The organism is Gaoshiqia sediminis, assembly GCF_025907915.1.
Lineage (GTDB): Bacteria > Bacteroidota > Bacteroidia > Bacteroidales > Prolixibacteraceae > Gaoshiqia > Gaoshiqia sediminis.
This window is the reverse complement of record NZ_JAPAAF010000011.1, coordinates 46,846-61,096: the sequence shown is the minus strand read 5'-3', so window position 1 is coordinate 61,096 and position 14,251 is coordinate 46,846. Positions and strand designations below refer to the sequence as shown.

Genomic DNA, 14,251 nt, shown 5'->3' with positions numbered 1-14,251 from the left:
ACAGAATAAACTTCGGAGATTCGAGGCAGGTACGGCGGAGGTGTGGACTGGGGTAGGCTTTTGTGTCCGCTTCAATGGCAGAACCTGATTCGGGATGTAAATCCAATCATTAGAACAGTTTACGTTTTGCAAATTCATTAAAAATGTCGATTTTTGAGAAAAGTAATTCTGACTTTTAAAACCGAATAAATCAAACCAATACACGCTTGAAATGAAATCGCTAAACTTTTTGCTGGCCATTTTGACGCTGGCTGCTCTTTCTTCCTGCCAAACCGAAAAGAAACCCGAACCCTTTGCCAAAGGAGAGTTTAAAACCTGGGCCCAGACCCCTCCAATGGGTTGGAACAGCTGGGATTGCTACGGACCTACCGTCGAAGAACACGAAGTAAAAGCCAATGCCGATTACATGGCTGATCATCTGAAGGAATTTGGATGGGAGTACATTGTGGTGGACATTCGCTGGTTTGTGGAAAACGACAAAGCAGGTGGCTACAACCAAACCGATCCGCGCTATGTCATCGACGAATACGGCCGCTACCAGCCTGCGGTGAACCGTTTTCCTTCGGCTGCTGATGGCAAGGGATTTAAGGAGCTGGCTGACTACATTCACAGCAAAGGGCTGAAGTTTGGCATCCACATCATGCGTGGCATTCCGAAAGTGGCGGTGGAGCAGAAGTTGCCGATTCTGGGTACGGATGGCATTACAGCCGACCAAATTTATACCACCGAACTGCAATGTAAATGGCTCCGCGATAACTACACCATTCTGGCCGACCGCCCCGGCGCACAGGAGTACTACAATTCACTTTTTGATTTGTATGCTGAATGGGAAATCGATTTCATCAAGATTGATGACTTGTCGCGGCCCTATCATCAGGCTGAAATTGAGCTCATCCGCAAGGCCATCGACCAGTGCGGACGCCCGATTGTGCTGAGCACCTCGCCGGGCGAAACACCTATTGAATCGGCTGAACATGTCAGTGAACATGCCAACATGTGGCGCATGGTAGACGATGTTTGGGACACTTGGAACCACATCACCCACTTGATGGATATTAGCCAGCAATGGTACCCTTACATTGCGCCGGGCACCTGGCCCGACTGCGATATGATTCCACTGGGACGCATCTCTATTCGTGGCGAACGTGGTGAAGACCGCATGAGCCGCCTGACTCCGGATGAGCAATACACGCTGATGACTTTGTTTACCATCTTTAAATCGCCCCTGATGTTTGGTGGCGACCTGCCAAGTAATGATGAATTCACCCTTTCGTTACTGACCAACGAGGAAGTGCTGCGCATGCACCGCGAAAGCACCGATGTGCGGCAACTGTTTCAGGAAGACGGGAAGGTAGCCATCACCTCAAAAAATCCGAACACCGGTGAGGTGTATCTGGCGCTATTCAACATTTCCGACAGCGAAGCGCCGGTTGAGGTATCGGTTGATCTGGCGGAACTGGGTCTGGATGCAGAATGCACGGTGATGGATCTATGGAGCAACGAAGATTTGGGTACGGCTTCGGGCACGTTTAGCCAGCCATTGGCAGCACATGCCAGCGGTTTATTCAAATTAAGCCGTTAATTTAGAGGAACGACTATTCAAGGACGATAGCATGAAGAAAATCTATTTATTTCTGATGTTGATTGCAGCGACCATGCTGCAACCAAGCTTGGCCAACGAACCCGACTCGGCATGGGTGTTTTCCTACGCCACCACCAAGAACCGTGGGGGCAATGGCCTCCACTACGCCTGGAGTATTGACCGGGAAAACTGGCAGGGTATCGGGCCCGAATTCCGCTTTCTGTTTTCCGATTTTGGAACCTGGGGCGCTCAAAAGCGGATGCTCACGCCTGTTGTGTTTCAGGACCAGCAGGGCGAGTGGCATGCTATCTGGAGCCTGAATGAAGAAGTGGGGCAATTCGCCCATGCCCAAACCGCGGATCTGTACACCTGGGATTCGCAGGATTATCCGTATGTGATGGACGAAGATAATGTACTGTTGCCAGAAGTTTCGTTTCAACCCAATGAGAATAACTACATGATTACCTGGCTGAGTGAGTTTGAAGATGAAAAGAAAATTTATAAGACAACCACCACCGACTTTAAAAACTACACACCTACCACTGAGGGGACGACAGGCGACCGCCTGAACAGCCGAGAAGAAGTTTTGATTGACGGTGAAAAGCAGCTGGGAACGGTTTCGAAAGTTTCGTGGAAGCTGATCGATGGCTTAATCAAATTTTATGAACTCAATCAATACAAAGAAATTCTACGGAGCGAACGACTCACCGATGACGCAAGCCGTTTTGCGGATTTGGAGCCACTGACCGCTGAGATTACCGCGATCCCGGAAAACAGCAAAGCCATCAGCAATATGCTCATCGGTATTTTCTTTGAAGACATTAACTATGCGGCCGATGGCGGTTTGTATGCCGAACTGGTTCAAAACCGGGGCTTCGAATACAAGCTTTCCGATACCAAGGGCCGCGACAAAAGCTGGGATAGCAAAAAAGCGTGGAACTTCACCGGCGCCGAAACCGGTTTTGTCATGGATACCATCTCACCGGTTCACCCCAACCAAAAGCATTATGCCCTACTGACGATCTCTCAAGTGGGCGAAGCTTTGGAGAATGAAGGTTTTGACGGCATCGCTCTGAAAAAAGGCGACCAATATAATTTCGCGGTCTTTGCCCGCGGGCTCGATGGTACCAAAGGCAAACTGCTCGTTCGGTTAGTCGATGAAAGCGGAAAGGTTTATGCCGAAGGAAGCACCAAGTCTGTTGGCGCCGACTGGAAAAAGCTGGAACTGACGCTCACCGCCAAAGAGGCAATTGAAGATGCCCGATTACAGGTGATCCCACAATTTACCGGCAAAGTGGCGCTGGATCTGGTGTCGCTCTTTCCGCAGAAAACTTTCAACAACCGCAAAAATGGCTTGTGCACTGACCTGGCCGAAGCCATTGCCGAGCTACACCCACGTTTTGTGCGCTTTCCCGGAGGATGCGTGGCTCACGGCGATGGCTTGGACAACATTTACCGCTGGAAAAATACGATTGGTCCACTCGAAACACGCAAGCCCGACCGCAACATCTGGAATTATCACCAGTCGATGGGGCTGGGGTATTTTGAGTACTTTCAGTTTTGTGAGGACATTGGCGCCGAGCCGTTGCCGGTAATTGCTGCCGGCGTTCCCTGCCAAAATTCGTCTTGCGGCGGGCATGGGCAGCAGGGCGGCATCCCGATGTGCGACATGGATGATTATGTGCAGGATGTGCTCGATCTGATTGAATGGGCCAACGGCGACAAAAATTCGGAATGGGGAAAACTGCGTGCGCAGGCCGGACATCCCGAGCCCTTCAATCTAAAATACATTGGCATTGGCAATGAAGACTTGATCACCGATATTTTCAAGGAACGTTTCGAGATGATTTTTAAGGCCGTCCGGGAAAAGCATCCAGAGATTAGCGTGATTGGCACGGTGGGGCCGTTCTCGGAAGGAACAGACTACCGCGTGGGCTGGGATTTTGCGACGGAACTGAACGTGCCGATGGTGGACGAGCACTACTACCAACCACCGGGCTGGTATCTGAACAACCAGGATTACTACGACCGATACGACCGCTCGAAATCCAAAGTCTATTTGGGTGAGTATGCCACGCACATACCGGGGCGCAAGTTGAACATGGAAACGGCTCTCTGCGATGCCCTGCACCTGATTAATGTGGAGCGCAATGCCGACGTGGTGAGCATGACTTCGTACGCGCCCTTGCTGGCGAAACACGGACATACGCAATGGAATCCCGACCTGATCTATTTCAACAATACGGAAGTGTTCCCCACAACAGATTACTATGTGCAGGTACTGTTTGGACAAAACGCAGGCGACGAATACATCGCTTCGCAGATCAATCTTTCAGATAACAAAAAGGATGTGAAAAAGCGCGTGGCTTCCTCCTTGGTTCGCGATAGCAAAACCGGCGATTATATCTTGAAACTGGCCAACCTGCTACCGGTTTCGGTAGACGCCAAGATTAAGCTGGCTGACCTTCCGGTAGCGGAAGGCGAGGGGGTTTTGACCTTGCTTCAAGGTGAACCAACAGATGAAAGTGCCCGGCCAGAGAACCGTACGATTTTGGTTGCCCCGGAATTTGAATTCGAAGTACCGGCCTATTCATTTTCAGTAATCCGCATGAAGCCGAAGGAATAGAAACTGAATCAAATTCAGAAGATTAACGACGACTACTATTAATACTCAATACGATGAAACAAAAATTGATTTGCTTGCTATTGGTCAGTTTTGTTGGCGTGAGTTCCCTATTGGCACAGGGGGGATTCGGACAAGCTGAAAAGATCAACGCGAATTGGAAATTTGTTCTGCAGGATGTTGAAAATGCAGAGCAGGCGGATTTAAATGACCGGCGTTGGCAGACTGTTCATTTGCCCCACGACTGGAGTGTCCGGCAGCAATTGAGCCCCACTCTGGCCAGTGCTACAGGCTATTTGCCCGGAGGAATTGGTTGGTACCGGAAGAAACTATTTGTACCCAATGAACGCGAAGGCGAAAACGTATACCTGTATTTCGAAGGGGTGTACAACCGAAGTGAGGTGTTCGTGAATGGGGTTTCGCTGGGAAAGCGGCCCAACGGCTACATCTCCTTCATGTACGATGCCACGCCTCATATCAACTACGGCGAAGAAAACCTGATTGCCGTTCGGGTGGATCACAGCCAATCGGCCGATTCGCGCTGGTACACAGGCTCGGGAATTTATCGCGATGTGTGGGCGGTATATGCGAACCCGGTTCATTTGGCGCAGTGGGGCGTTTATGCCTGGCCCGAAAAGCAGAAAAAAGGTTATCAACTGAATGTTGAGGTGGAGGTGGAAAATGGCACCAGCGAGTCTTCAGTTTTAAGCATTCAAAATGAATTGTTTTCGCCTGATCAAAAGTTGGTGGGTAAATCCTCTGAAAAGCTGACGGTCGATGGAAATCAATCCGGAAAAATTCAATCCGAACTAAAAGTTGCCAAACCTGAGCTTTGGTCACTCGATCATCCGGCCTTATATACATTGAAAACAACTGTTTATCGCGATGGTCAAAAAATTGATGAAACAAGTACTCAAACCGGCTTCCGTCATTTCACTTTCGATCCCAATAAAGGGTTTGCCTTGAACGACGAATGGATGAAGATCAAAGGCGTTTGTCTGCACCACGATGCCGGTGTACTCGGTTCTGCCGTACCCCGCGAAGTGTGGAAGCGCCGCTTGCTTACTTTAAAGGAAATAGGCGTGAATGCCATTCGTACCAGCCACAACCCGCAGGCCACGGATTTGTACGAGCTGTGCGACGAGCTTGGCTTGCTGGTAATGAATGAGGCCTTTGACGAATGGGAATTTCCCAAACGCAAATGGCTTCAGGGATGGAATGTCGGAATGCCGGGCTTTCAGGGCTCCTTCGATTTCATTGAGGAGTGGGGTGAGCAGGATTTAGCCGATATGGTGAGGCGCGATCGCAACCACCCGTCTATTTTTGCCTGGAGTATTGGCAACGAAGTGGATTATCCGAACGATCCGTATTCGCATCCGGTGCTGGATGGCGGCGGCGAAACCGGATTTACCCAGCCTATTTTTGGCGGCTACAAGGATGATGCGCCCGACGCCATGCGATTGGGTGACATTGCCAAACGGCTGGTGAAAGTGGTGAAACAATACGATCAGTCCAGGCCAACAACCGCCGGACTGGCCGGTGTTGCCATGTCGAACCAAACGGCCTACCCCTTTGCTTTGGATATCACTGGCTACAACTATACGGAAAGTCTGTATGACCGTGATCATTCCAAATATCCCGACCGCGTGATTTTTGGAAGCGAAAACCGGCACGATATGGGAGCCTGGAAAGCCGTCACCTCACGCGATTATATTTTTGGCCAATTTCTGTGGACGGGGATTGACTATTTGGGAGAATCCGGTCGCTGGCCGTCGCGCGGCTTCTACTCGGGCTTGCTCGATTTTGGCGGCTTTATCAAACCCCGGGGGTACTTCCGGCAATCGTTATGGTCGGAAAAGCCGATGGCCTATTTGGGAACTTATCCCACGCCTGGCCGCGGCAGCCAAAGCCAGCTGAAAGACGTTTGGTCGCAACTGGAGGCTGAAAATGCCGGTGAAGCCCGCGAAGAGAAAGTGCCTTCGATGGATGCCTGGTCCATCTGGAATTACGATGAAGGCCAATTGATCCGGGTGGTTTGTTACACGAATTCGGCTTCGGCTAAACTGCTATTAAATGGCGATCTGGTTGGCGAACCCCAGCCCTACAACGAAGAGACCGGGATCATTTTTTGGGATATTCCTTATGCTTCGGGTAAGCTTGAAGTGGTTGGGATGGATGCCAGCGGAAAGCAGGTCAGCGATTGCGCCCTACAATCATCGGGACGGCCATACGCCATTGAGGTGATTGAAGGCCAAGAAGCGATTACGCCGGGCGGAGTCGCTCAAATAGCTATTCAGGTGGTGGATGAAGCAGGAATCCCCGTGATGCTGTCGGATGAAGAAGTGACCTGCCAGATTCATGGCGATGCCCGCTTACTTGGTCTGGAAGCCAGCAACAATTCAGACATATCTGATTACACCGACAACAAACACCGTGTTTTTCATGGCCGGATGATCGCTTACATTCAGGTGGGTGATAAGCCGGGTGAAGTCATGCTGAGATTTTCGGCTAACTGGCTAAAGCCTGCCGAAACAAAATTGATCGTTCAATAAAAACCTTAAAATTCAAATTCGATGACCTTCAAGAATAGAATAAAAAAACCCATTCGTATGGCCAACTTGCTGTTTGCTGTACTTGCCCTGTTTGGCTCATGCAACCAATCTCAACCGGACGATGAACTTTCCGCCTACCTCTTTACCTATTTTACCGGCAATGGCCCGGGCGAGGAGGCCATCCACTTTGCGGTGAGTCTGGATGGCTATAACTATCGTGCGCTGAACAACAATAAGCCCATTCTGGATTCAAAGGAAATCAGCACCTCGGGCGGTGTGCGCGATCCCCATATTTTGCGTGGCGCCGACGGCTGGTTCTACATGGTGGTCACCGATTTATACGTGCCCGATATGGGATGGAAAAACTACGCCATGGTGTTGCTGAAATCAAAAGACCTGATCAACTGGGAATCGTCGAAAGTGAATATTCCCGAAACCTTTCCCGAAGAGTTTGGCGATGTTTGGCGGGTTTGGGCGCCGCAGACTTTTTATGATGAAACCACCGGGAAGTATATGATTTACTTTTCGATGAAGCAGGGAGACGAGCCCGACATTATTTATTATGCCTTTGCCAACGAAGATTTTACGGGACTGGAAGCCGCGCCCCAACAACTGTTTTATAGTCCCACAGACAATGCGGCCATCGATGGCGACATTATTTTGAAGGATGGAACCTACCACCTGTTCATGAAATCGGAAGATGGTGAACCAGGCATTAAGCTAGCGCTTTCAGATCAACTAACCGAAGGATATGAATTGGTGAGCGACGAACGGGTAGATTGTGAAGATCGTCCGGTGGAAGGTAGCGGCATTTTTAAATTGATCGGTTCCGACGAGTATATTTTGATGTACGACGTGTACACCAGCGGACGCTACCAGTTTACCAAAAGCAGCGATCTGCAAAACTTCTCGGTGATTGATGAATCGATCTCGATGAATTTTCATCCGCGCCACGGAACCGTGCTGCCCATTACCGGCAAGGAACTGAAGCAGCTGATTCGCCAGTGGGGACAGTTTGATGATCTGCTGATTGAGGCTCAATCCGCTTCGCTGAAAAAGCAAAATGTCGTGATCAATGGAAATGAAAGGACGATTGAATTACCCCTTAAACGAGGAACTGATTTATCGGCCTTCGATCCGGAATTCAGCGCCTGGCCGGGCATTGATTTTCATCCCAAAGGAGCGCAGGATTTCTCCGGCGGGGCAGTTGAGTACATCTTCAGTATCGACGGCAAAGGCGAAGTGATTTACCAGGTTTCGGCTGCTATGGACCATAATCCGGTGTTGGAAGGCTACTATGCTGACCCTGATATTTTGTATTCCAAAAAGACCGGCAAGTACTACATCTACCCAACCAGCGACGGTTTTATGAACTGGAGCGGAACTTACTTCAAGGTGTTTTCTTCGGATAATTTGGTCGACTGGACCGATGAAGGCGTGATTCTGGATTTGAAAACTGATGTGAGCTGGACCGACCGAAATGCCTGGGCGCCTTGTATTATCGAAAAGAAGATCGATGGCGAGTACAAGTATTTCTACTATTTCACGGCAGCACAAAAAATAGGGCTGGCTGTGGCCGATGACCCAACCGGGCCGTTTGTGGATAGCGGTCAACCGCTAATCGATTACAAGCCCGAAGGCATCACCGGAGGGCAGGAAATTGATGCCGACGTGTTTACCGATCCCGAAAGTGGAAAAAGCTACCTCTACTGGGGCAATGGCTACATGGCCGCCGCCGAACTGAGTGAGGACATGCTGTCGATCAAAAAAAATACACTAAAACTGATGAACATCGACAACACCTACCGCGAAGGAACCTACGTGATTTATCGTAACGGCACTTACTATTTCATGTGGTCGGAAGACGATACCCGCAGCCCCAACTACAAAGTTCGCTATGCTACTTCCGACTCGCCGCTGGGAACACTAACCATCCCCGAAAACAACATTGTCATCAGGCAGGACGCTGCGCAGGAGATCTTTGCCACCGGCCACAATTCGGCTATTCAGGTTCCCGGCAAAGATGAATGGTATTTGGTGTATCACCGATTTACCCGACCCAAAGGCATTGACATGGGCCGCGCCGGAGGTTTTCACCGCGAAGTGTGCATCGATAAGCTGGAGTTTGATGAAAATGGCGGCATCATTGAGGTAAAACCCACAATAAAAGGAATAGAGCCGGTGAACTAAAGAAGAAAAAATGTGTTAGAATAGATCTGTGCAGATTGATATAATATTAAAAATAATCTTGAATAACTTGTGGAAGCGAGTGGCCCGGCCGTGTGCCGGGCTTTCTTTTTTAGCTTTAAGGAAACGAAAACAAAATCAGAAATGAAAAACTTTAAAACACTGGCAGTGAATCGGTACACAACCAAAAAATACGATTCGACAAAGAGAATTTCCGAGGAATTAGTGGAAGAGCTGAAGGAAGTGTTATGGCTAAGTCCGTCTTCCATCAATAGCCAGCCCTGGCGTTTCACCTTTATTGCCAACCCAACATTGAAAAACGAATTAGCGGAATATTCTTTTCACAACGAGGAAAAGGTGAAAGATGCCAGCCATATTGTGGTGTTTAGTGTGATCGACGATGTGGCTGTCTTTGAAAAGCAGATAGCCAAAAATTTGCCGGAAGGTGCGATTGCGTATTATAACAAGAACATCAAGCCGGGACCGGAAGATCAGATTAAAAACTGGATGGCCCATCAAGTATATTTGTCACTGGGTTTCTTTTTAAGCGCCTGCGCTCATATGGGAATAGACTCAACCCCGATGGAAGGCATTGATAAACCCGCCTACAATAACTTGCTGAAATTGGATGGGTATCGCACCTTGTTTGCTGTCGCCCTTGGCTACCGCGATACCGGCGACTCCAATCAGCCAGTTATCAAACCCAAATCACGCCTGGATCGCGATCAGGTGGTTTTTTCGGTTGATTAACGGGAGGCACTCTTCAGTGCTACCTCCAGGATATTCACCATTTGAGGTTCTAGCGCCACACTGGTTTCTTCTTGTCCCTGTCCTACTTGCTGAAAATACAGGTGTAGCTTTCCTTCGCGTCTCAGCAGCTCGCTATCGTACGACGGTTCCCATCGGTCAACCGGGTAGGGGCTGATTATTTGCGAGTTCCAGTTGAATGATCCGGAGATTATTGTTGAAGCCAGGATGACGTGGTTGTCCACTTCTTCATCGCGGTAAATCAGTACCAATTGCTGTTCGCCTCCATTGGGCATGACCATCAACTGCGGACGGCTAATGGGAATGCTTCGCGAACCCATGCCACCCAGCTCAAAATTAAGCGTACGATTCGAGGCAGACGATGATTTCCACGATCTGTTTTGTTTGTAAATGACGTGGAATTGGGTACAACTGTCGCCTTCGGCCTGGTAATACGTGGCGATGTACGGATTGCCCTCCCGATCCGTCGTCATAGAGGTCTGGTTGATCAGATTGCTGCCCTGCGCGATAACTTTCACCACCTCGGCAGTGGCTTCGGTGATGGGAAGTTGGTACATTTCGCCGGTCGATTTTTGCCAGCTCAAACCGCCGTCTCTCGAAACAGCATAACACATATCATGATTGGAGCGGACATCGGGCGTTTCGCGCCACACCCACGACACATGTATGTGCCCCAAATGATCGACAAACAATTGCCAGTAAGCATTTCGCTGGCCTTCGCCGTCAATCAGGTTGGTTTGTAACCGTGACCAGCATTGCATTTTCAGGTCATATTTGTTCAATACCAGGTTGCCATTTCCCGAACCGCCATCACGATAGACAAAAAGCAGGTCGCCGCCATTCAACGCGTAAAATTCGGGGTACGACACCACATCTTCGTTTTCCCCGGTCATACTCAATCGTTCACCCATTTCCAGTTCTTCTGGCTCCACGCTCCGGCAATAGTTCAGCGGGTTGTTGTGGTGGTCCCAGCTCAGGTGCAGGTAGCCGTCGCCATCCACCATCAGGCTGATCACATTATGGGCATCATGCACATTCCCGGTATATTGGGTTTGGTGAAGTTCCCACTCAGAACTTCCGTGCTTGCGGCGGGCCAGCACCACGTGGGCAGTACTGTCGTAATAGGCCACAAACTGGTAATTGGCAGATGAAACCACCGAATTCTTCCGAAAGATAGTAGCATTTACGCTGGTTTGCGACCAACCTTTACCTATCGGGACCAGGTTTGCGTTGATTTCTGTTTCTGCTTTCTTTTCGGATGTGCAGGACAAACCTGCCAGTAAAAAAATCATTGTAAAAAGCCGGATCACTTTGGTCATAGGGCATTCAAGGTTTTCGCAGAAGGAAATCGATGTTTCCCTAACATTCTGCTATTAGTTAAAAACGTACATTTCGCTAAACAATGGGTAAAAATACATCTTTATTCGAATGAACATCCGTAAAATGCGTTAGCTTTTGCTCACGACCAAGGTGTTTTGATCCGGATTGACTTCACTATATTGAAACCTCATCACTTAAAAACAAAAAACGCCCCGATTCTCTCGCGGGGCGTTTTTCTATTATTCCGACTCTCCGGCATTTGCGGAGTGCAATACGATTAATGTAATTTGAAGTTAGGCAGCTCTTAAAAGCGCACCAGGATCTTTAAGATCTTACCGGGGTCTTCCGACCATTTCTGCATTGCCCCGGCAGCTTCATCCACCGAAACAATATTCGAAATCAACAGCGTTTCATCCAATCCGGCATTTTTCAGGTATTTGATAACCGCTTCAAAATCGGTGGGGTTGGCATTTCGCGAGCCCATAATTTCCATCTCTTTTTGTACCCATAGTTTGGTGGGGAAAGCAATCTCGGCTGCCGCATAACCAATACAAACCACCTTGCCCGCAAAGGCCACTTCTTCAATGGCTGCCCGGTAGGTAATCGGGTTTCCGGCGGCTTCAATCACAACAGAAGGCCCGTTTCCGTGGGTCAGTTTCTCCAGCTCTTCATGCAAATTTTGCACCTTCGAATTAATCAGGTGAGTGGCTCCCAACTTTTTGGCCGTTTCCAGTTTCGAATCGTCAATATCAACAGCAATCACAGTGGCTCCGCGTAAATGGGCCCGGACAATGGCGCCACTGCCAATCATGCCGCACCCAAATACCACCACCGTATCCAAATCGGTAACCTGCGCATTGTCGATGGCATGAAAACCGACTGTCAGCGGCTCCACCAAGGCCAGTTGCACATCCGTCAAGGCCACATCAACCAGAATTTTTTGCCAGGGCACCGCCAGGTATTCGGTCATGGCGCCATCGCGCTGAACCCCCAATGTTTGATTATAGCGGCAGGCATTAAACCGTTTCTTCCGGCACGATGTGCAATGGCCACAGTTAGTATAAGGAACTACCGTCGCCCCCAGCCCAACCTGAAAATCAGCCGGGACGTTCTCTCCCACTGCTTCAATCACGGCCGAAATCTCGTGACCGGGAATGCGCGGATATTGTACCATCGGATTTTTCCCCAGAAAGGTGCTCAGGTCGGAACCGCAAAACCCAACGTATTTTATTTTTAACAGAACATCATCCTTCCCGAGACGTGGCATCTCACGTTCAACCACCTGCATCACGCCCGGTTTTGTTATTTCTATTGCTTTCATAATTAACTTGACATATTAGAGTTGATAAATCCTTACGGCATTTTCATAAAAAATCTGTTTTTGTTCCGCCTCACTTAAAGCAGATAAAACCTTTTTCACCAGCTTCAGCCAATCGGCGTACGGGGTTGCCACCAGGCATACCGGCCAGTCGGAACCATACAACAAACGGGAAGGGCCAAAGGCTTCCAACACAACATCGAAGTAGGGCTGAAGTTGTTCTGCCGTCCAGTTTTTGTAATCAGCTTCGGTGACCATGCCGCTGATTTTACAGCTCACATTCCCACGTTTCGCCAGTTCTTTCAGTTTTTTTGCCCAAGCCGTTATTTCATTGGCCTTGATTTTTGGCTTGGCGATATGGTCGAGCACAAACTGCTGCTCCGGGTGCTGGTCGACAAAGCGGATGGTATTGGGCAGCTGGTGTTCAAAAATCAGGATATCGTAAACCAGCCCGTAATTTTTCAAAAGCGAAATTCCCCGGTTAAAGTCCTTCCCAAGAATAAATTCGGGGTCCGGCTCGCCCTGCACCACATGGCGGATGCCTTTTAACCAGGGATTGGCGGCATAGTGACGAAGTAATTCATTGATAGTCTTATCGGCCAGGGGCAACCAGCCAACCACGCCCCTCATAAAGTCGTTTTCAGCAGCCAAACGCAGCAGCCAACCGGTTTCTTCTAAACATTGCCGCGCATGCACCGAAACAACGCCGTCCACGCCATTGCCATCAAGCGTTTGCTTCAAATCACCTGGCAAAAAGCTTTTTCGGATAGCCGCCATTTCCTCATCAATCCAGTCAAATTCAACCGGATTATAGTTCCAAAAATGATGATGTGAATCGATTATCATGACAATACAATTACAGGTACGGATAACTTTGATCAATGATACCTTCCCGCTTAAGCTCGTGCCAGAAATCTTCGGGGAACTCTTCGTCGAGGACAGCCTTGTTGTGCGCCATCCGGTGCGGCTTGCTGGGGTTGAGCGCCACCGCAGCAATTTGCGGCGCCGAAAGGGCAAACTTCAGGCAGGCATCACCCGGGGCAATCCGGTACTTTTCGCAGATGGCAAAAAACTTTTCGCGCCAGGCAAACAACGGTTCGTCAGCGGGATCATCCGGATTGACAATGCGGTAATCGAAATAGTCGCCACCGGTTAAAAAGCCCGCATTAAAAATTGCCGAGTTGATAATCCCTACCCCATCGGCCTGCAATTGTTCCAGAAAGTCAACAATCTCTTTTGGGTGGTGGTAAATTGTAAATTTATTGGCAAACATTACCCAGTCAAATTTTACCTGTTGGTACAGCTCCTTGATTACCAACCAGTCTTTGGAACCAACGCCAACCGCTTTAACTTCTCCTTTTTCTTTCAGTTCGAACAACGCGCGATAGGCGCCTAACACATCAGTCAACCGTTTTTCCCGGTCCCGGCTATCTGTTGCCGCCATCAGATATTCATCCGGATCGTGTACCGATACCAATTCGGCTTTGTATTTGTTTCCCAGCAAACGGCAGCCTTGCTCCCAACAATCCAGGATTCCCTGGCAGCTTATTTTTTGCACGGCGTCGTACTTCAGATTAGCCCAGGCGCCCGGCTCGAAGGTTGGCTCATCGGTTTCCAGCGGAACACGGTACCAGCCCAGTTTATTGCTGATGCTGATTTGTTCCGGCGCAATGCCCAGCTGTTCCAGGCCACGGCCGATCACTTCGAGCGCCAGGCCGGCGCCGTATTTTCCGGCCGTGTCAATCATCACAGGTCCGTCGGCCACCTTGAACCATTCCTGCATCAGAGCCAGTTTCTCGGCCTCCGTCAACTCGCGGTAAAGGTTTCCCAAAAAACTCGTTCCGTAAATAATCGGCGGACAGGCCATGCCTGTTTTTCCTAGATATCTTGCTTTCATACTA

The 14,251-nt window shown here is 49.4% G+C and carries 9 protein-coding genes; 5 read left to right on the top strand and 4 right to left on the bottom strand.

Annotated features, from left to right (window positions below; genetic code table 11):
- The first annotated feature begins 211 nt into the window (after positions 1 to 211).
- The 5 genes from N2K84_RS09810 to N2K84_RS09790 all read left to right on the top strand — a co-directional run bounded on the left by N2K84_RS09810 (position 212) and on the right by N2K84_RS09790 (position 9,694).
- Entirely contained in the window at positions 212 to 1,582 is a 1,371-nt protein-coding gene (locus N2K84_RS09810) for a glycoside hydrolase family 27 protein (RefSeq protein WP_282591627.1), read from the top strand.
- A 31-nt stretch (positions 1,583 to 1,613) separates the two neighbouring features.
- Positions 1,614 to 4,208 (top strand): alpha-L-arabinofuranosidase C-terminal domain-containing protein, encoded by a 2,595-nt coding sequence (locus tag N2K84_RS09805; RefSeq protein ID WP_282591626.1) that lies wholly within the window; start codon positions 1,614 to 1,616, stop codon positions 4,206 to 4,208.
- A 53-nt stretch (positions 4,209 to 4,261) separates the two neighbouring features.
- The gene (locus N2K84_RS09800; protein WP_282591625.1) at positions 4,262 to 6,757 is read left to right on the top strand and encodes a glycoside hydrolase family 2 TIM barrel-domain containing protein; all 2,496 of its coding nucleotides are present in this window, start codon (positions 4,262 to 4,264) and stop codon (positions 6,755 to 6,757) included.
- Between the two features lie 21 nt (positions 6,758 to 6,778).
- Positions 6,779 to 8,947 carry a glycoside hydrolase family 43 protein gene (locus N2K84_RS09795; protein ID WP_282591624.1) on the top strand — a complete coding sequence of 723 codons (2,169 nt, stop codon included), beginning with the start codon at positions 6,779 to 6,781 and terminating at the stop codon, positions 8,945 to 8,947.
- Between the two features lie 141 nt (positions 8,948 to 9,088).
- Positions 9,089 to 9,694 (top strand): NAD(P)H-dependent oxidoreductase, encoded by a 606-nt coding sequence (locus N2K84_RS09790; RefSeq protein WP_282591623.1) that lies wholly within the window; start codon positions 9,089 to 9,091, stop codon positions 9,692 to 9,694.
- Here the strand turns inward: N2K84_RS09790 and N2K84_RS09785 are convergent.
- From N2K84_RS09785 to N2K84_RS09770, 4 genes are all read right to left on the bottom strand, one after another.
- The gene (locus tag N2K84_RS09785) at positions 9,691 to 11,031 is read right to left on the bottom strand and encodes a BNR repeat-containing protein (protein ID WP_282591622.1); all 1,341 of its coding nucleotides are present in this window, start codon (positions 11,029 to 11,031) and stop codon (positions 9,691 to 9,693) included. The genes N2K84_RS09790 and N2K84_RS09785 overlap by 4 nt on opposite strands.
- Positions 11,032 to 11,336: 305 nt before the next feature.
- Positions 11,337 to 12,353, bottom strand: coding sequence for a zinc-binding alcohol dehydrogenase family protein (locus tag N2K84_RS09780; protein WP_282591621.1), 1,017 nt, complete (start codon positions 12,351 to 12,353; stop codon positions 11,337 to 11,339).
- A gap of 15 nt (positions 12,354 to 12,368) precedes the next feature.
- Positions 12,369 to 13,196 (bottom strand): amidohydrolase family protein, encoded by an 828-nt coding sequence (locus tag N2K84_RS09775; protein WP_282591620.1) that lies wholly within the window; start codon positions 13,194 to 13,196, stop codon positions 12,369 to 12,371.
- A 10-nt stretch (positions 13,197 to 13,206) separates the two neighbouring features.
- On the bottom strand, positions 13,207 to 14,247 hold the full coding sequence (locus N2K84_RS09770; protein ID WP_282591619.1) for an aldo/keto reductase: 1,041 nt from the start codon (positions 14,245 to 14,247) through the stop codon (positions 13,207 to 13,209).
- Between the last annotated feature and the right edge of the window lie 4 nt (positions 14,248 to 14,251).